Origin of the sequence: Micromonospora sp. NPDC005298 (assembly GCF_040607375.1) — a bacterium.
Classification (GTDB): Bacteria; Actinomycetota; Actinomycetes; order Mycobacteriales; family Micromonosporaceae; genus Micromonospora.
In genome coordinates, this window is record NZ_JBEXGP010000001.1 from 493,896 (window position 1) to 512,255 (window position 18,360).

Annotated in this window: 18 protein-coding genes; 12 read left to right on the forward strand and 6 right to left on the reverse strand. The window is 73.4% G+C overall.

What is annotated here, in order from left to right:
* Complete coding sequence (locus tag ABZS77_RS02445) at window positions 1-693, reverse strand: FadR/GntR family transcriptional regulator (protein WP_354815909.1); 693 nt, start codon at window positions 691-693, stop codon at window positions 1-3.
* Between the two features lie 50 nt (window positions 694-743).
* On the opposite strand from ABZS77_RS02445, the gene ABZS77_RS02450 reads away from it, so the two are divergent.
* Window positions 744-2,015, forward strand: a complete 1,272-nt coding sequence (locus tag ABZS77_RS02450) for an MFS transporter (RefSeq protein ID WP_354815912.1) — start codon at window positions 744-746, stop codon at window positions 2,013-2,015.
* A 13-nt stretch (window positions 2,016-2,028) separates the two neighbouring features.
* Here the strand turns inward: ABZS77_RS02450 and ABZS77_RS02455 are convergent, their stop codons facing one another.
* Complete coding sequence (locus ABZS77_RS02455; protein ID WP_007454464.1) at window positions 2,029-2,385, reverse strand: STAS domain-containing protein; 357 nt, start codon at window positions 2,383-2,385, stop codon at window positions 2,029-2,031.
* A 165-nt stretch (window positions 2,386-2,550) separates the two neighbouring features.
* On the opposite strand from ABZS77_RS02455, the gene ABZS77_RS02460 reads away from it, so the two are divergent.
* The 6 genes from ABZS77_RS02460 to ABZS77_RS02485 are packed head-to-tail and all read left to right on the forward strand — an operon-like array spanning window position 2,551 to window position 8,146.
* Window positions 2,551-3,411 (forward strand): STAS domain-containing protein, encoded by an 861-nt coding sequence (locus ABZS77_RS02460; RefSeq protein ID WP_354815915.1) that lies wholly within the window; start codon window positions 2,551-2,553, stop codon window positions 3,409-3,411.
* Entirely contained in the window at window positions 3,411-3,821 is a 411-nt protein-coding gene (locus ABZS77_RS02465; RefSeq protein WP_354815918.1) for an STAS domain-containing protein, read from the forward strand. The genes ABZS77_RS02460 and ABZS77_RS02465 overlap by 1 nt, the downstream gene beginning before the upstream one ends.
* Window positions 3,818-4,237 (forward strand): anti-sigma regulatory factor, encoded by a 420-nt coding sequence (locus ABZS77_RS02470; RefSeq protein ID WP_354815921.1) that lies wholly within the window; start codon window positions 3,818-3,820, stop codon window positions 4,235-4,237. Before ABZS77_RS02465 ends, ABZS77_RS02470 begins: the two co-directional genes overlap by 4 nt.
* Window positions 4,234-5,247 carry a SpoIIE family protein phosphatase gene (locus ABZS77_RS02475; protein WP_354817116.1) on the forward strand — a complete coding sequence of 338 codons (1,014 nt, stop codon included), beginning with the start codon at window positions 4,234-4,236 and terminating at the stop codon, window positions 5,245-5,247. The genes ABZS77_RS02470 and ABZS77_RS02475 overlap by 4 nt, the downstream gene beginning before the upstream one ends.
* A complete protein-coding gene (locus tag ABZS77_RS02480) occupies window positions 5,244-6,605 on the forward strand; it encodes an ATP-binding protein (protein ID WP_354815924.1) in 1,362 nt (453 codons plus the stop codon). The genes ABZS77_RS02475 and ABZS77_RS02480 overlap by 4 nt, the downstream gene beginning before the upstream one ends.
* Before the next feature lie 2 nt (window positions 6,606-6,607).
* The gene (locus tag ABZS77_RS02485) at window positions 6,608-8,146 is read left to right on the forward strand and encodes a SpoIIE family protein phosphatase (protein ID WP_354815927.1); all 1,539 of its coding nucleotides are present in this window, start codon (window positions 6,608-6,610) and stop codon (window positions 8,144-8,146) included.
* A gap of 10 nt (window positions 8,147-8,156) precedes the next feature.
* On the opposite strand, the gene ABZS77_RS02490 is transcribed toward ABZS77_RS02485, so the two are convergent.
* Complete coding sequence (locus tag ABZS77_RS02490; RefSeq protein ID WP_354815930.1) at window positions 8,157-8,966, reverse strand: AraC family transcriptional regulator; 810 nt, start codon at window positions 8,964-8,966, stop codon at window positions 8,157-8,159.
* Window positions 8,967-8,997: 31 nt separating this feature from the next.
* On the opposite strand from ABZS77_RS02490, the gene ABZS77_RS02495 reads away from it, so the two are divergent.
* The 4 genes from ABZS77_RS02495 to ABZS77_RS02510 are packed head-to-tail and all read left to right on the forward strand — an operon-like array spanning window position 8,998 to window position 12,354.
* On the forward strand, window positions 8,998-9,567 hold the full coding sequence (locus ABZS77_RS02495; protein ID WP_354815933.1) for a TIGR03086 family metal-binding protein: 570 nt from the start codon (window positions 8,998-9,000) through the stop codon (window positions 9,565-9,567).
* 32 nt (window positions 9,568-9,599) lie between these two features.
* Window positions 9,600-10,136 (forward strand): PadR family transcriptional regulator, encoded by a 537-nt coding sequence (locus tag ABZS77_RS02500; protein ID WP_354815936.1) that lies wholly within the window; start codon window positions 9,600-9,602, stop codon window positions 10,134-10,136.
* On the forward strand, window positions 10,133-10,834 hold the full coding sequence (locus tag ABZS77_RS02505; protein WP_354815939.1) for an ABC transporter ATP-binding protein: 702 nt from the start codon (window positions 10,133-10,135) through the stop codon (window positions 10,832-10,834). Before ABZS77_RS02500 ends, ABZS77_RS02505 begins: the two co-directional genes overlap by 4 nt.
* Window positions 10,831-12,354 carry an FtsX-like permease family protein gene (locus ABZS77_RS02510; RefSeq protein ID WP_354815942.1) on the forward strand — a complete coding sequence of 508 codons (1,524 nt, stop codon included), beginning with the start codon at window positions 10,831-10,833 and terminating at the stop codon, window positions 12,352-12,354. Before ABZS77_RS02505 ends, ABZS77_RS02510 begins: the two co-directional genes overlap by 4 nt.
* 1 nt (window position 12,355) lies before the next feature.
* Here ABZS77_RS02510 and ABZS77_RS02515 read toward each other — a convergent pair whose 3' ends face one another.
* Entirely contained in the window at window positions 12,356-12,511 is a 156-nt protein-coding gene (locus tag ABZS77_RS02515; protein WP_354815945.1) for a hypothetical protein, read from the reverse strand.
* 15 nt (window positions 12,512-12,526) lie between these two features.
* Window positions 12,527-14,623: a S9 family peptidase gene (locus ABZS77_RS02520; protein ID WP_354815948.1), complete on the reverse strand. Its 2,097-nt coding sequence runs from the start codon at window positions 14,621-14,623 to the stop codon at window positions 12,527-12,529.
* Window positions 14,624-14,719: 96 nt separating this feature from the next.
* Between ABZS77_RS02520 and ABZS77_RS02525 the strand changes: the two genes are divergently transcribed.
* A complete protein-coding gene (locus ABZS77_RS02525; RefSeq protein WP_354815951.1) occupies window positions 14,720-16,078 on the forward strand; it encodes an FAD-binding oxidoreductase in 1,359 nt (452 codons plus the stop codon).
* 9 nt (window positions 16,079-16,087) lie between these two features.
* Here the strand turns inward: ABZS77_RS02525 and ABZS77_RS02530 are convergent, their stop codons facing one another.
* Entirely contained in the window at window positions 16,088-18,157 is a 2,070-nt protein-coding gene (locus ABZS77_RS02530; RefSeq protein WP_354815954.1) for a SpoIIE family protein phosphatase, read from the reverse strand.
* Between the last annotated feature and the right edge of the window lie 203 nt (window positions 18,158-18,360).

The window sequence follows — 18,360 nt, forward strand, 5'->3', positions numbered from 1 at the left end:
CTATGCCCCTCCGGCCGGCTCCAGAAAAGCGCCGGCTTCGATCGCGGCCCGGCCGGGGTCGCCGGCCCGGATCGCCTCGACCAGCCGGCCGTGGTCGACGTAGCGCTCGGGGGTGAGCGCGTCACCCATCGCCTGGGCGACGGTGCTGCGCAGGGCGGCGCCGACCGAGGCGTACAGCTCGGCGAGCATGGTGTTGTGCGCGGCGGCGACAACCGCCGTGTGCAGCGCCGCGTCGGCCTCGACGAACGCGTCGACCCGGCCGGCGTGCCAGGCGGCCTCGCGGTCGGCGAGCGCGCCGTCGAGCGCCGCCAGATCCTCGGGTGTACGCCGCAGCGCGGCGAGTCGGGCGGCCTCCACCTCGAAGGCGCGCCGCACCTCGACGACCTCGGTCATCCGGTCGTCGCCGAGCCGGCGGGCCACCACGGGGGCCAGTTCGTCGGTGGACACCACGTACGTGCCGGAGCCCTGCCGGCACTCCAGCACCCCGGCGTGCACCAGGGCGCGGACCGCCTCGCGGACGGTGTTGCGGCCCACGCCCAGCGCGGCGACGAGTTGCGGCTCGGTGGGGATGCGCCCGCCGACCGGCCACTCGCCGCCCAGGATCCGGGCCCGGAGCTGCTCGATGGTCTGCCGGACGCGGTGGCCGCGAGGCGGCACCGGCGGCGCGGAGGGGGAATCGACCGACGGTGGCACTGGTTACATCACCGGTCCCAGATTCATCCCATGATTGTAGGTTAGAGGTCATGACCCCGCCACCCACCGCCGCTCCGGCACCGCCCGCTCCCGCCGCCGACACCCGCCCGGCGCGCGACCCGGGCCGCCGGACGCACCCGGCGACCGGTGGCGCGCTCGTGCTGGTCGGCATGCTGCTGGTCGCGCTCAACCTGCGCGCCGTGGTGACGAGCCTCGGCGCCCTGCTCGACGAGGTCCGCGACGGGCTGGGGCTCTCCGGCACCATGGCCGGCCTGGTCACCACCCTGCCCACCATCGCGTTCGCCGGCCTCGGCGCGCTCACCCCGTGGCTGGTCCGCCGGGTGGCGCCGGCCCGGGTGCTGGTGGTCGCCATGCTCGCCCTCACCGCTGGGCAGGTGCTCCGGGCCACCACCGACTCGGCGTGGATCTTCGTGTTCACCAGCGCGCTGGCGCTGGCCGGCATCGCGGTCGCCAACATCCTGCTGCCGATGCTGGTCAAGCAGCACTTCCCGCACCGGACCGGCCTGGTCACCGGGGCGTACACGATGTCGTTGACCCTCGGGACGACGGTGGCCGCGGCCTCCGCCGTGCCGATCGCGCACGCCTTCGGCTCCTGGCGGGCCGGGCTGGGCGTCTGGGCCGCGATGGCCGCGGTGGCCGTACTCCCGTGGGTGCCGCTGGCGTTGCGGACCCGGGCGCGCGCACGGCGCGCGACCCCGACGGCGGCCGTCGCCACGCCCACCCGGGTCCGGCCGGCGCGGACCCGCCTGGGCTGGGCCATGGCCCTCTACTTCGGGGCGCAGTCACTCAGCGGATACGCGATCATGGGCTGGCTGGCCCAGTTGTTCCGCGACGCCGGCTACCAGCCGGAGGCAGCCGGGCTGCTGCTCGCCGGGGTGACCGCGCTCGGTGTGCCGATCGCGCTGCTGATGCCCACCGTCGCCGGCCGGATGACCAGCCTGCGGCCACTGGTGCTCGGGCTGACCACCGCGTCGACGCTCGCCTACCTGGGACTGGCGATCGCACCACGCGGCGCCGCGCTGCTCTGGGTGACCCTGCTGGCCATCGGCCAGGGCGCGTTCCCGATGATCCTGACCGCCATCGGCCTGCGCGCGCGCACCGCCGAGGGGACCGTCGCGCTCTCGGCGTTCGCGCAGAGCACCGGGTACGTCATCGCGGCCCTCGGCCCGCTGATGGTCGGCATCCTCTACGAGATCACCGGCGGCTGGACCGCGCCCATCGGATTCCTGCTGGCCGCGCTCGCCGTGCAGACGGCGGCGGGCATGGCGATCGCCCGTCCCCGCTACGTCGAGGACGAGTGATCGACGACGGGGGTCAGGAGGACGCCGGAGTCGGTTCGCCGGCGACGGCCTCATCCACCGTCGGGTACGTGTGCAGCACCTCGACCAGCCCACTGACCTCGAGGATGCGCAGCACTCCGCGCTGCGGGGCGGCGAGCCGCACCACACCGCCGGCCTCGTCGCAGCTGTTCTTGGCGCGGACGAAGACCGACAGACCGGTCGAGTCACAGAACGACACGTCCGCCAGGTCGAACACCAGCCGGTTACGGCCCTTGTCGAGCAGGTCGGTGATCTGGTCCTGCAACTGCGGTGCGGTCGCCATGTCCAGCTCGCCCGCGACCGACACGACGACCACGTCGCCGCGCTGTTCCGTGTGCACCGTTAAGGACATGTGGCAGACCTCCTGTTATCGGGGGAACGGTATCCCACGACCGGGGTCGTACGCAGATGGGGAGCCATCATCCGGTGGCCGTCGTCATTCCGTTGCTACGGGGCAAATAGTTCGCCAGTTCCCGGTGGTAGAGTCCGGCCGGTCCAGGTCGAGGGGGGTTTCGCAATGGCGTTGAACACCGAGGAAAGTGGTCGGCTAGCCGCACTGCTCGGCGGGCACGCCGAGCAGGTCACGGCTCGGTGGACCGAGATCGTCACCAGTTCGTTGCGTGGCCGGCTCAGCCAGGCCGAGTTGCGCCGGCAGGTACAGGATCTGCACAACGCCATCGCCACCACCGCCGGGCAGGGCGCGGTCGACCTGTCCGCCGAAAGCTCCGGCGAACTGCGTGCCGCGCTCACCGAACTGTCCCGTGGTCGCGCCCGGCAGGGCTTCTCCGCCAGCGAGACCACGATCAGCATCTTCGCGCTCAAGGACGTGCTCGCCGAGCTGGTGCAGGAGGCCGGCGGCGCCAACGCGCTGCACGACTACATCGCCTTCTCCAAGCTGGTCGACGAGCTGGGCCTGTTCACCTTCGAGAGCTTCGTCCGCACCCGTGAGAGCCTGATCGCCGACCAGGCCGAGCAGCTGCTCGAACTCTCCACGCCGGTGGTCAAGCTCTGGGAGGGCGTGGTCGCCGTCCCGCTGGTCGGCACCCTGGACTCGGCGCGCGCCCAGGTGGTCATGGAGCGGCTGCTGCAGACCCTTGTCGACACCGGCTCCCCGTACGCGATCATCGACATCACTGGCGTCCCGGCGGTCGACACCCAGGTCGCCCAGCACATCCTGAAGACCGTGGTGGCCGCCCGGCTGATGGGTGCCGACTGCATCATCTCCGGCATCCGCCCGCAGATCGCGCAGACCATCGTCGCGCTCGGCATCGAGTTCGGGGACATCGCCACCAAGGCGAGCCTCGCCGACGCGCTGCGTCACGTGCTGCGGCTCAGCGGGGTGGAAACCCCCCGTCGCCAGCCGCGCCGGGGCGTCTGATGGAACGCGTTCCGATCCTCAAGATCGGCGACATCCTGCTCGTCTCCATCCAGCTGGACATGTCCGACCAGACGGCCGTGCAGCTCCAGGAGGATCTCGCCGAGCGGATCGTGGACACCGGCTGCCACGGCGTCATCATCGACATCACGGCGCTGGACATCGTCGACTCGTTCGTCGGGCGGATGCTCTCCACCATCGCCTCGATCTCCAAGGTGCTCGACGCGGAGACGGTGGTGGTCGGGATGCGTCCCGCCGTCGCCATCACCCTTGTCGAACTGGGGCTGTCGCTGAACGGCATCCGCACCGCGCTGAACGTCGAGCGTGGCATGGAGCTGATCGCGGCTGCCCACGCCGACGAGCTCGATCACCAGCTCGACGACGATCCGGACGCCGAGACGGCCTCGCCGTGACCTCGGGCATCGACCTGAGCCAGCCGCAGGCGCAGTCGGTCCGCAGCGACGAGGACGTGGTGCGCGTCCGGCAGTTGGTCCGCGCCGTCGCGGTGGCCGTCAAGCTGTCACTGGTCGACCAGACCAAGGTGGTCACGGCCGCGAGCGAGCTGGCCCGCAACACCCTGGTGTACGGCGGTGGCGGCTCGGTCGAGGTGACGACCGTGGACAACGGCCGACGCAAGGGCGTCCGGATCGTCTTCGCCGACTCCGGGCCGGGCATCGCCGATCTGAAGCTGGCCATGACCGACGGCTACACCAGCGGTGGCGGGCTCGGCCTCGGGCTGAGCGGATCCCGCCGACTGGTCGACGAATTCGAGATCGAGACTTCTCCGGGCACCGGCACGCGGATCACGGTGACCAAGTGGTCACGGTGAACGGGGACGCGGTCACCGACAGCGGCATCTGGTTCCGGGTGGAGGCCGGCAGCGCCGCCAGTGCCGTCCGGCGCGCCGCCGAACGCCTCGGCTCGCAGGTGGAGATGGGCGCGGCGCGCATCGCCGACCTCGCCATCGTCGCCGCCGAACTGACAAGCAACCTGGTCAAGCACGCCGACGAGGGTGTCGTGCTGCTCCGGCCGGTCCGCCGCGCCGGGGAGGCCGGCGTGGAACTGGTCGTCGTCGACTCCGGGCCCGGCATGGCCGACCTGACCCTCTCCTCCCGGGACGGGCACTCCACCACCGGCACCCTCGGCATCGGCCTCGGCGCGATCGTCCGGCAGGCCAGCTGGTTCGACGGATACTCGCTGCCCGGCCGGGGCACCGTCCTCGCCGTACAGGTCTGGCCCGCCGCGCCGCCCCGAGTGTCCTGGGCCGGAGCCCTCACCCGGCCGATCACCGGCGAGACGGTCAGCGGTGACGGGTACGCCGTCCGGGTCGCCGACGGCCGCCACCAGGTGCTGGTCAGCGACGGCCTGGGGCACGGCCCACTGGCCAACAACGCCACCGAGGCGGCACTTGCCGCGTTCCGCGACGCCCCGGCCGGCCCGCCGGCGACCGTCGTCGGACACCTGCACCGGAGCATGTCGCACACCCGCGGCGCCGCGCTCGCCGTCGCCGAACTGGCACCGGAGGCGGGCATGCTGCGGTACGCCGGGCTGGGCAACATCTCCGGCGTGATCGTCGAGGGGGACGGGCAGCGCCGGGGACTGGTGTCGCTGCCCGGCATCGCCGGGCACCAGCGGCCGACGATCCGGGAGTACGACTACCCGTTCGGGCCGGGTGCCCGGCTGGTGATGCACAGCGACGGAGTCGTCGACCGGTGGCGGTTGACCGACTATCCCGGTCTCGCCGAGCGGTCACCACTGGTGATGGCAGCCACCCTGCTGCGCGACGCCGGCCTACGACGCGACGACGCCTGCGTACTGGTCGCGAGGTCCTGGACATGACCGCCGAGCCGGCCGCGCTGCCGCTGTTGCAGATGGCGCTGCGGGTCGAGCAGGACATCTTCGTGATCCGCCAGCGGGGCCGCGAGGTGGCGGCCGTGGTCGGTCTCGAACACCAGGACCAGGTCCGGATCGCCACCGCGCTCAGCGAGGTCGCCCGGGACCTGCTGGGCACGACCGGCGGCGCGGACGTCTCGTTCCACATCGACGAGGGCGTCGACGGCCGGTTCCACCTCCGCGCCGACCTGGCCCCGGTGACCCCGCTGCTCGACGGCCGGTACGAGCCGCGGTCCGGCGCGGTGTCCCGACTGGTCGACACACTGAGCGTGTCGACAGTCGAGAGGGTTACGGTCGTGAGGATGTCCCGACGAGTCCCGGCCAGCGCGCCGACGCCGACCCCGGAGCGGCTCGCCGAGTTCCGTACCGAACTCGGCCGCACCGCGCCGGCCAGCGCGTTGGACGAGTTGACCGTCCAGAACGGGCAGCTCATCGCGGCGCTCGACGAGGTGCGCAGCCAGCGCGACGAGCTGGCCGTGCTGAACGACGAGCTGGCCGAGACCAACCGGGGTGTGCTGGCGCTCTACAACCAGCTCACCGAGGAGCTGGAGGAGACCAACCGGGGTGTGGTCGCCCTCTACGCCGAGCTGGACGAGAAGTCGGCCCAGCTGCGCGCGGCAAGCGAGTCGAAGAGCCGGTTCCTGGCCAACGTGAGCCACGAGCTGCGCGCCCCGGTCACCGCGATCATCGGGTTGGGTCGGCTGCTCTCCGACTCGTCCTCCGACCCGCTCACCGCCGAGCAGGCCCGCCAGGTCGGTCTGATCCGCTCGTCGGCGGAGGATCTGCTCGGGCTGGTCAACGAACTGCTGGACCTGGCCAAGGCCGAGTCCGGCCGGATCGAGCCGGACTGGGCGGACGTGGACCTGCGCCCGGTCTTCGGCCAACTGCGCGGCACGTTGCGCGCGCTCGCCACCCGCCCCGACGTGGAGTTGGTGGTGGAGGAGCCGCCCGCGCCCGCCGTACTGCGCACCGACGAGGTGCTGCTCGGTCAGGTGCTGCGCAACCTGCTGCACAACGGCCTCAAGTTCACCGAACGCGGCGAGGTGCGGCTGCGGGCCCAGCGGACCGACGACCGGTGGAGCTTCGAGGTCGCCGACACCGGTCCGGGCATCGCCCCCGAACTGCACGACCGGATCTTCGAGGAGTTCTACCAGGTGCCGGGCGCCACCCGCGTCGGCGGCACCGGCCTGGGCCTGCCGTACGCCCGGCGGTTGGTGACCCTGCTCGGCGGGACGCTGGAACTGTCAAGCGAACCGGGCCGGGGCAGCACCTTCACCGTCTCCCTGCCCAGCGGGGGAGCGTGACGGTGGACGGCACACCGGCGACCGTCCTGGTGGTCGACGACAGTCGTACCAAGCGTTACCTGCTGGTCAGTTGGCTGACCCGGGCCGGGTACACCGTGCTGGAGGCCGAGAACGGCGCCGAGGCGCTGGTCCGCGTCGACGTGGACCGCATCGACCTCGTGGTGCTCGACGTCCGGCTGCCTGACCTCAGCGGGTACGAGGTCTGCGAACGGATCAAGGAGCGGCACCCGGCGATGCCGGTGATCCACGTGTCGGCGCACGCCGTCGACGTGGCCGACCGGGCGCAGGGCCTCACGCGTGGCGCGGACGCCTACCTGACCGAACCCATCGAGCCCGAGGAGCTGATCGCCACCACCCGGGCGGTGCTGCGCTACTACCAGGCACGCAAGCGCGCCGAGCTGCTCGCCGAGCGGCTGCTCGTGCTCGCCGACACGACTGTGGCGGTGTACGCCGCACCGAACTTCGCCCGGCTGCTGGAGGCCGCCGCCGTGGGCGCCGCCCAGATCTTCAAGAGCCCGGCGGCGGTGGTCGCCGAGACGTTCGACGGCGACTGTCTCGCCGGGATCTGCGCCGGCCCGGGTGCCGAGGCCCAGGTGGTGCCGTGGGTCGTCGACGACACGGGGGTGCCGACCGGCGCGACCGTGCGGGTCCAGGAGCCGGCGCAGTGGGGCCTGCTCGACTGGCCGACGAGCGAGTCGGTGACGGTGGCCGCCGCCCGGCTCCGCGAGGACCGTGCACCGCTGTACGTGGTCGTCCCCACCGCCACCCAGACCGCCCGGACGCCGGTGCTGGTGCAGCTCGCCCAGGCGGTCGCGGCGGCGGTGGAGGCGCAGCGCTCGTTCGACGAGGAACACCGGATCGCCGTCACCCTCCAGCGCAGCCTCCTGCCGCGCGGGCTACCCGACGTGGCCGGCCTGGACCTCGCCGTGCGCTACGAGCCGGCCAGCGCGCAGACCGAGGTGGGCGGCGACTTCTACGAGCTGGTGATGCTCGACGGGCACCTGCTCCTGGCGATCGGCGACGTGGCCGGTCACTCGCTGCACGCGGCGACCGTGATGGCCGAGCTGCGGCACGCCGTGCGGGCGTACGCGGTGGAGGGGCACCAGCCCGGCGAGATCCTGCACCGGGTCAACGAGCTGATGCGCACGCTCCTGCCGAACGAGCTGGCCACACTCTGCGTGCTGCTGCTGCACCCGCCGAGTGGGCGGATCCGTCTGGCCAGCGCCGGCCACCTACCGCCGGTGCTCAGCATGGATGGCAAGGTCGAGTTCGTGCAGCACTCGGCGCCGCTGCTCGGCGTACGCGCGCCTCGGCCGGCCGATCTGGAGTTCGTGCTGCCGGCCGGGGCGACGCTCGTGTTCTACACGGACGGGCTGATCGAGCGGCGGGACGCCACGATCGACGAGGGACTGGCGGCGCTCGCCGCGCTGAGCGGCACCGTCGACGCGGACCTGGACCGGTTCTGCGAGCGGCTGCTGGTGGAGCTGGCCCCGCCGGAGATCCAGGACGACGTGGCGGTGGTCGTGCTGCGCCGCCGGTGAGGCGCGGGTGTCAGCGCACCGAGCGGGCGTACGCGGCGGGTGACACGCCGGCGACGGCGGTGAAGTCGCGGACCAGGTGGGCCTGGTCGCTGTAGCCGAGTTCGGCGGCGAGGTCCGCCCAGTTCGGTGTGCCGCCGGCGGCCTGTTCGACGGCCTCCTGGAGCCGGTACCGGCGGATCACCCACTTCGGGCCGACGCCGACGTGTTCGGTGAACAGCCGTTGCAGTCGGCGGACCGGCACGCGTCGCCGGGCGGCGAAGTCGTCGACCCGCAGCACCTTACGGTCGGTGCGGATCGCCTCCGCCAGCCGGATGGCCTCCTCCGTCGCCGGATCCGGGGCCGGTGCCCAGCCGGTGAGCAGCGCGTCCAGCGCGTGCCGCCGGTCGTCGTCGGTGCCGGCGCACACCGGGGTGTCGGGACGGGACAGACGGCCGACGGGCAGCGGGAGCCGGAGTCCGGTCAACTCGGCGACGGACCCGCGCCAGAACGGGTGAAAGCCGCCGGGGCGGAACTGGACGCCGTTGACCCGGCCGCCGCCGGTCAGTGTGATCCGGAACAGGTCGCGGCCCACCCCGGCCACCTCGCCGTCCTCCGGTCCGTCACCGGTCCCGTCGTCGTCGCGCCGGAACACCACGTTCACCGCCGGGTGTGGCACGACCCGCTGTTCGAACGGGGCGTCCAACGCCCAGTCGATCAGCCAGTAGTGCTCGACCCACGGGCGCAGGGACTCCGTGGGCAGGTACCGGCGGAAGCGGACCTCGCGCAGCATCCGTACCGGGTCGAGGATCCCCCGGCTGTCCTCCCGTGGTCGCTGTCGCATTTGTTCAAGACCACCCTCATACGCTGGCCGTATGGCAACTCAGACTAGCGATCTGCTGGCGGCTGCCGCGCCGCTGACGGTCGACGTGGTGCGCGGCGTGGCCGACGACCAGCTCGACCTGCCCACGCCGTGCCGTGACTACGTGGTCCGCGACCTGCTCAACCACCTGTTCGAGGTGGTGGTGAACTTCCAGGCGCTCGCGGTGAAGCGTCAGGTCCAGTGGGCCGAGAAGCCGGACCACCTGGGGGACGGCTGGCGGGACCGCTTCGCCGTGGAGACCGACCGGCTCGTCGCCGCCTGGTCCGAGCCGTCCACCCTGGAGGGTGTCTCGCCCGGGATGGGCATGCCGCAGACGGTCGTCGGTGGCATGGCACTGCTGGACCTGACCGTGCACGGCTGGGACCTCGCCGTCGCCACCGGGCAGCCGTACGAGCCGGCCCCGGAGGCCGTGGCCGAGCTGCACGGGCTGGTCGAGCGGTTGGGCCCGACGGCCCGCCGGATGGGCGTGTTCGCCGAGCCGACCCAGGTCCCCACCGCCGGTCCTGCGGATCTGGCCCACCTCCTGTCCCGGACCGGCCGCACCCCCACCTGGAGTCGTTGACGCGGGTATTCGCTTGGTGAATAGTAGGTGGGGTGTCGACGTCCCACGTTCTGCTCGGGTTGCTCGCCGGTGGGAGCCGGCACGGGTACGACCTCAAGCGCGCGCATGACGAGCGGCTGCCCCGGGCCCGGCCGTTGGCCTTCGGGCAGGTCTACGCCACCCTCGGCCGCCTGCAACGCGACGGCCTGGTGGCCGCCGCCGGTCAGGACCGGGCGGCCGGCCCGGACCGCACGACGTACGCGCTGACCGACCCGGGCCGGGCCGCGCTCGACGAGTGGCTGTCCACCGTCGAACCACCCATGCCGTACGTGGCCAGCACGCTCTTCACCAAGGTCGTGGTGGCCCTGCTGGTCGCCGACGTCGACCGGGCCCGGTCCTACCTGGTCGCCCAGCGCGGGGCGCACAGTGCGCGGCTGCGGGAGTTGACGGCGGTCAAGGCCGACCCGGCCGCCACCCTCAGCGATGTGATCGCGGCCGACTTCGCGATCGACCACCTCGACGCCGACCTGCGGTGGCTGCGCGCCACCCTGGACCGGGTCGCCGACTGGCACCGGGAGGTGCATCCGTGACGCAACTCCAGGCTCGCGGCGTGGTTCGGGCGTACGGCCCGACGCCCGCCCTGCGTGGTGTGACGCTCGACGTGGCCGAGGGCGAGATCGTCGCCGTCACGGGTCCGAGTGGCTGTGGCAAGTCGACCCTGCTGCACTGCCTGGCGGGGATCCTGCGCCCGGACGCCGGTGAGGTCACCTGGCGCGGTCACCGGATCGACACCTGGTCGGAGGCGGCCCGGTCGCGGTTGCGGCGCACCGAGTTCGGGGTGCTGTTCCAGTTCGGCCAGCTGGTCGCCGAGCTGACCGCGGCGGAGAACGTCTCCCTGCCGTTGCTTCTCGCCGGCACGGGGCGGCGAGAGGCGCGGACGGCGGCGCTCACCTGGCTGGAACGGTTCGGGGTGGCCGAGCTGGCCGACGTCCGGCCGGGTGAGATGTCCGGCGGTCAGCAGCAGCGCTGCGCCACGGCCCGGGCGTTGGTCACCGAGCCCCGGGTGCTCTTCGCCGACGAGCCGACCGGCGCGCTGGACACGCTCACCGGCGAGCAGGTCCTCACCCAGTTGGTCCGGCTCGCCCGTGAGCAGCACACCTCCGTCGTGCTGATCACCCATGAGCCGCGGATCGCCGCGTACGCCGATCGGGAGGTCATGCTGCGCGACGGCCTGGTGGACCACACCGGCCTGGGGCTCGACGTGCCGCTGGCCGGCGGCACGCGGTGAGACCGGGGACGCTGGTCCGCCTCGCGCTCGCCGGCACCCGGACCGACACCGCCCGGGTGGTGCTCACGGCGGTCAGCGCCCTGCTGGCGACGCTGGCGGGGTTGGCGGCGCTCACCGTGCTGGCCATCGACAAGCCGCCCGGCGACGCCTGGGCGCAGTCCGAGCAGTACCGCAACGCGCTGCTTCGTGAGCCGGGGCTGCGCGGCGGGACGGCGTTCGCGTTGCTGATGCTGACCGTCCCGGTGCTGGCGTTGGCCGGTCAGTGCGCCCGGCTCGGCGCACCGGCCCGGGACCGCCGGCTGGCGGCGCTGCGGCTGGCCGGTGCCACCCCCGGTCAGGTCACCCGGCTGGCGGTGCTGGAGACCGGGGTGGCCGCACTGCTCGGCACGCTCGCCGGGCTGGGCGTCCACCTGGCCGGTCGCGAGGTGCTGCACCGTCCGGACGCGCGGGGTCAGCTCGCGCTGCCCACCGACGTGCTGCCGTCGACGGGCACGATCGCGGCGGTGGTGCTGGGTCTGCCGGTGCTCGCCGCGCTGGCCACCGCCCTGATGCTGCGGACGGTCACCGCGAGTCCGCTCGGAGTGACCCGCAAGGCCCCTCGTGAGCGGGGTCCACGGCCGTGGGCCGGCATCCTGATCGGGCTCGGCGTGGCCTCGTTCGCGGCGGTCCGCCCGGTGGCGTACCGGTTCGACGGCAACGACGAGGTGCTGAGCTGGCTGGTGCCGCTGCTGTTCGTGGCCGGTGCGCTCGCCGCGATGATCGGCGTGGTGATCGGCACCGGCTGGATCTCGTACACCTGCGGTCGGTTGCTGCGGCGGTACGCCCGCCGGCCGCCGGCCCTGCTCGCGGCGGGCCGGCTGATGGCCGACCCGTGGGCGGGCAGCCGCACGTTCGCCGCGTTGCTGGCCGCGGTGATCTTCGGTGCCGGCGCGGCCGCCCTGCGCGCCTACTTCGTCGCCCAGGACCAGCTCGACCGGCAACAGAACCGGCTGGCCGGCGTGGACGAGGGCGCCGACCCGTTCTACCTGTCCACCATGGACCTGGTCGACGTCGCCGTCGCGGTGGCCATCCTGATCGCGGCGGGTGGGTTGATGGTGGCGCTGGTCGAGGGGATCGTGGCCCGCCGGCGCGCGTATGCCGCGCTGGTCGCCACCGGGGTGCCGCGTGGCACGCTGAGCCGTTCGGTGGCCTGGCAGGCGCTGACCCCGGCGGTGCCGGCGATCCTGCTCGCGCTCACCGTGGGCAGTCTGCTCGGCCGAGGGCTCTTCCCGCGAGCGGCGACGGGCGGGTCGTCGACGGAGGTCTGCAACGCCACCGCCGCGCTCTGCGCCGACCCGGCGACCCGTGGGCGGTACACGCAGATCGTCGAGACCTCCGGGGTCGAGCAGGCCCCATCCGTACCCCTGGAGCACCTGGCCTGGCTCGGCGCCGGCGCGACCGTCGCGGTGCTGGTGACGGTCGGCGTCGGCCTGCTCTTCCTGCGCACCAGCACCGCCCTGGACGAGCTGCGCACGGCCTGAGTCAGTTCGCGGTGTGGAAGAGCCCGGCCGACCACGAGATCAGCAGGCCGACGGCGGCGGAGCAGCAGCACACGAGCAGGGCGGCGGCGACCACCCCGAGGATCATCCAGGCGGACGCGCGCCGGGGCGCCGACCCCGGCTCGTCCTCGTCGGTCATCGCCGCCGCCCGCCGTCAGGCCCGGCCCAGGCGGTCCAGGATCCAGGCGTTGATGAACGCCTCCTCACGCCAGGCGTCGTAGCGGCCGCTCGGGCCGCCGTGCCCGGCGCCCATCTCCGTCTTGAGCAGGTAGTCGCCCTGCGGGGCGGTCGCCCGCAGCCGGGCGATCCACTTCGCCGGCTCCGAGTAGAGCACCCGCGTGTCGTTGAGGCTGGTCACCGCGAGGATCGCCGGGTAGTCCACCGCCGCCACGTTCTCGTACGGGGTGTACGACTTCATGTACGCGTACACCTCGGGGTCGTCGAGCGGGTTGCCCCACTCCTCCCACTCGGTGACGGTCAGCGGCAGCGACGGGTCGAGGATCGACGTGAGCGCGTCGACGAACGGCACCTGCGCGACGATCCCCGTGAACGCGTCGGGCGCGAGGTTGGCGACCGCGCCCATCAGCAGGCCACCGGCCGAGGCGCCCCGGGCCACCAGCCGGTCGCTGGCCGTCCAGCCGGACTTGACCAGGTGCCGGGCGCAGGCGACGAAGTCGGTGAACGTGTTCTTCTTGGCCAGCATCTTGCCCTGGTCGTACCAGCGCCGACCCAGCTCACCGCCGCCCCGGATGTGTGCGACCGCGAAGACCACACCCCGGTCCAGCAGGGACAGCCGGGCGACCGAGAACCACGGGTCCATGCTGGCCTCGTAGGAGCCGTAGCCGTACAGCTCGCACGGCGCCGAGCCGTCCCGGGGGGTGCCGACGCGGCACACCAGCGAGATCGGCACCCGGGTGCCGTCGTCGGCGAGCGCCCAGTCGCGGTGCTGCTCGTACTCGGCGGGGTCGTACGGCCGGCCGTCCGGCCCGGGCAGCACCGGCTTCTGCCTGCGCAGCACCATCTGCCGGGTGACCAGGTCGTAGTCGTACACCGAGTCCGGGGTGACCAGCGACGAGTAGCGCAGGCGGATCTGCCCGGTGCGGTACTCCGGGTTGGCGTCCAACCCGACGCTGTACAGCGGCTCGGGGAAGTCGATGTCGTACGCGTCGTCGCTGCCGACCGGCAGCACCCGCAGGCCGGTGAGCCCCTCGGTGCGCAGGGACACCACCAGGTGGTTCGCGAAGGCGTCGACCGCCTCCAGCCGGGTGCCGGGGGTGTGCTCGATCAGCGGCACCCAGTCGCCCGGCACGTCAGCCGAGGTGAACGCCAGCGCGAAGTCCTCGGCGCCGTCGTTGTGCAGGATGAGGAAACGGTGGCCGTGGTGCTCCACCGTGTACTCGACGCCCTGCCGCCGTGGTGCGATCACGGCCGGCTCGCCGGTCGGGTTGCCGGCCGGGATCACCAGCACCTCGCTGGTGACCTTGCTGTGGATGTCGATGAGGATGAACTTCTCCGAGCGGGTCAGCTCCACGCCGACCCAGAACCGCTCGTCGTCCTCCTGGTGGACCACCGCGTCGTCGGCGGCGGCCGAGCCGAGGATGTGCCGCCAGACCCGGTTGGGCCGCCAGGCGTCGTCGACGGTCACGTAGAACAGCGCCGACGCGTCGGCCGACCAGGCGGTGCCGTAGAACGTGTCCGGGATTTCGTCGGGCAGCAGCTCACCGGTGGTCAGGTCCTTGACGCGCAGGGTGAACCGCTCGTCGCCGGAGAAGTCGGTGGAGTAGGCGAGCCAGCGACCGTCCGGGCTGACGTCGAACGCGCCCAGGGAGAAGAAGTCGTGCCCCTCGGCCAGCAGGTTGCCGTCGAGCAGCACCTCCTCGCCGTCGAGCGGGGCGCCGTCCGCGCTGACCGGCGGGTCGGTCTCGCCGTCGCGGACGGCGCGGCGGCAGTGCACCCCGTACTGCTGACCTTCGACGGTCCGGGTGTAGTACCAGTGCCCGCCCTTGCGGGCCGGTACCGACAGGTCGGTCTCCCGGGTGCGCCGCCGGGTCTCCTCGAACAGGGTGGCGCGCAGCTCGGCCAGGTGCGTCGTGCGCGCGTCTGTGTACTCGTTCTCGGCGGTCAGGTAGGCGATCGTCTCCGGGTCGTCCTTGGCGGCGAGCCAGGCGTACTCGTCGACGACCGTGTCGCCGTGGTGGGTGCGCTCGGTGGGCACCCGCTTCGCCGCGGGCGGGGCAGTCTCGGTGGTCACGGCGGCCACGTTACCGGCCGGGCCGCTCCGCCCGCCGGACCAGCGGCATCCCGGTATCCGCCACCAGAGGTTTCGAACACATGTACGATAGCCGGCATGGCGGCAGCAGCGAGTTCCCTCGGCCGGTCCGGAGCCCTCGAGATCACCCGGCGGTTGGCGGCGATCTGCGGTCCGCCGTTCTCCCGGCTCGGCGGGCCGGCCGACGAGGTGGCGGGGCGGGCGGCGCGCTGGGTGGCGGTGCCCGGTGGCCCGCACGCCGCGGCCGAGGTGCTGCGGCTGGCCGCCGCGCACGATCTGACGGTGGTGCCCCGGGGAGCCGGCACGAAGATCGACTGGGGTGCCACCCCGGTGCAGGTCGACATCATGCTCGACACCGGCCGGCTGGCCGGCATCGGCCACGAGCCGGTCGGCGCGCCGGTCGCCGAGGTGGGCGCCGGCACGCCGCTGCGGGCGGTGCAGGCGACACTGGAGCGCACCGGGCAGCGGCTGGCGTTGGACGCCCCGTCGCCCGGAGCGACGCTGGGCGGGGTGCTCGCCGCCGGTGAGGCCGGCCCGCTGCGGCACCGCCACGGCAGCCCCTGCGACCAGCTCCTCGGCGTCCGCTATCTCGGTGCCGACGGTGAGCTGGTCAGCGCCGGCGGCGGCGCGCCCGGTCTCGACCTGGCCCGGCTGCTCTGCGGCTCGCAGGGCGCCCTCGGCGTGCTGGTCTCGGCGAGCCTGCGGGTGCAGCCGGCGCCGGCGAGCCGCCTGTGGGTGTCCCGTCCGGTGTGGACACCCCTGGAGGTGCACGACCTGGTCCGCGCGATCCTCGCCGCCCGCCTGGATCCTGCGGCCGTCGAGCTGGACCTCCCCGCCGGTACGCCCCGACCCCGGTCGCCGTACCCGCCCGGTCACCCATCCGCCACCGCCCGGGAACGCCACCCGTCGAACTCCGGCCGGCCCGGTGCCCCGTCCCGTGCGGGCAGCCTGGTGGTGCTGCTGGAGGGCGGTCCGGCCGACGTCACCGAACGCGCCGAACGCCTCGTCGGCCTGCTGCACGGGGAGGCGACGGTGGCGCACTCCGCCCCGACGTGGTGGCGGCGTTACCCGTTCGCCCCCGGCGACACGGCGCTGCGGCTGGAGGTGCCGATCAGTGACCTGCACGCCGCGGTGTACGCGCTGCGGGACGCGGCCGGCGCCCCGGTGCCGGTCCGGGGCTCCGCCGGCCTGGGCGTGGTGCATGCGGCGCTGTCCGGCTCGCTGGCACCCGACCGGGTGGCGTCCATCCTGGCCGCCGTCCGGGGGGTGCTGCTGGCCCGGGAGGGCCGCTGCGTCGTGGTCTCCGCTCCCGCGCCGGTCCGGCGGGCCGTCGACCTCTGGGGTGAGATCGCCGGCCTGGCCCAGTTGCGGGCCGCGAAGGAGCACCTCGACCCGGATCACCGGCTCGCCCCCGGCCGCCTCCCCGGCGGCCTGTGACGCGTCCGGTCAGATCACGTCGTTGCGCAGCACCAGGACGGCGATGTCGTCGCGGGGCGGTTCGACCGAGAAGTTGATCGCGGCGGCGCGTAGTCGGGCGGCCACCACGTCGGCCGAGTAGCCGGCCAGTGGCGCGGCAGCGTCCCGCAGCCGATCGGTGCCGAACAGCTCCCGCCCGCGTCGGCGCTCGGTGACCCCGTCGGTGTAGAAGATGAGCGAATCGCCCGGCGCCAGCGCGATCTGCGCCGTCGGCGAAGTGATCGTGTCGAGCAGGCCGAGCGCCGTGCCGCCGGTGCCGACGAACTCGGCGCCACCCTTCCCGGCCAGCAGCACCGGTCGGTCGTGCCCGGCGAGGTGCAGCGCGACGTCCAACTGGTTGCCGTCGCCCGGGCCGACCGCCGCCAGGGCCAACGTGCAGTACCTGCCGCCACCCCGCTCGACCAGGGTTTCGTTGAGGCGGGCCAGCGCCTCCGGCAACGGCTTGCCGTCGCCGACCAGCACCCGGATCACGTCCCGGACCAGCCCGGTGACCGCGGCGGCCTGCACGCCCTTGCCCGAGACGTCGCCGATCACCACCAGCCAGCGGCCGTCGGGCAGCGGCACCACGTCGTAGAAGTCGCCGCCCACCTCCGCGTCGTCGCCGGTCGGGACGTACTCGGCGGCGAAGCCGATCCCCTCCACCAGCGGCAGCACCGGGGGCAGCAGGGACTGCTGGAGGGTCTGCGCCACCCGTCGACGTTCGGCGTGGATGCGGGCGTTCTCGATGGCGAGCGCGGCCCGGCGGGCGACGTCCTCCAGGACGGACACCTCGTCCGGGTCGTGCCGGTGCCGTTGGTGTCGTCCCACGGCGAGGGTGCCAAGGCGCTGCCCGCGCGCGATCAGCGGGACCGCGAACCCCTCCATCGGCCCACCGAGCGGGATCTGTGCCGCGCTGCGCGACGCCTCGCGCAGCCGCGCCTGGATCGAGTCCGGTCCGGTCTCCGCCAGCACCCTGTGCAGCTGCGGCAGCACCGACTCGTCGGCGTGGGTCGCCGCCGCCAACCGCAGCCGGCCCCACTCGTCGGCGGTGTGCACGGCACACCACTGGCCGAGCCGCGGCACCACCAGCTGCGGGATCAACGCCATGGTCAGCTCGACGTCCAGCGACTGGGCCAGCAGTTCGCTCGCCTCGGCCAGGAACGTCAGCCATGCCTGCCTGCGGATGTCGGCCCGGCGCAGCCTGTCGTTCTCCAGGTGCAGCGACAGCCGTTCGGCGGTCAGCACCGCGAGCGGCCGGGCGTACGCGGACGGCGCGGCGTCCAACTCCAGCTCTCCGCCGTACGGGCGGTGCACGGTCAGCGGCACCCGGAGCAGTTCGCTGCCGAGGCGTGGCTGCCGGCCGATGCGGGCCAGCACCTGGCGACCCTGCCCGTCGCCCCGGTCCAGGCGGATCACACCGCCGGCGGCTCCCACCATCTCGGCGAGCCGGCTGAGCAGGCCGGTGGCGAAGTCGGGCAGCGGGTCGTCCGCGTACATGTCGGGGGCGGTCTGCATGAGTTCGCTCATGGCGCTGGCGCTCGGCGCGGCGCTGTCCACGGCCGCCCCGATCGGTGTCGTACTGCCGGCGGCGTCGGGTGGATCGGCGTCGGGGCGGTCCAGCCGGAACCAGACACCCTTGCCGGTGGGCAGGTACGTGGTGCCCCACCGGCTGGCGAAGTGGTCGACCAGCAGCAGGCCGCGACCCCGCTCGGACACCTCGTTGATCTCGGTGGCGTCGTTCCGGGCGCCCACGGTCAGTTCGTCACCCGGGCTGGCCGCGAAGTCGGAGACGGTCACCGTGAGCCCCACCTCGTCGGCGACGACGTCGATGTCCAACTCGGTGCGGGCGTGTTCGACGGCGTTCGTGGTCAGTTCGGTGGTGAGCAGCAGGGCCTCGTTGGCCAGCTCGTCGAGGTGCGCCTCGGTCAGCACCGAGCGGACCACCGCGCGGGCGGCGGCGGGGGTACGCCGGTCGGCGGGCAGTCGGACGTGCCGGACCGCCCCGTTCCGGGCCCCGGCCGTCGCGGGCCCCGCCTCGGCTGACACCTTCGTATCCTCCATCGTCCCCCCGCCAGGTGCCAAGCCGATCACCGTCGCGGGGGACGTTCACGGCCGGCCCGGGTCCGTTACGGCGGATCCGGCAACGGGGCGAGGTCTGCGACGCACCGTACCGGATCGGTCGCTGATGGGCGGATCGGTGCGCGGCCCGGGGTGTTCCGGCGGGTCGCGCACCCTGGCACCACGGCGCGCGCGGGCACAATATG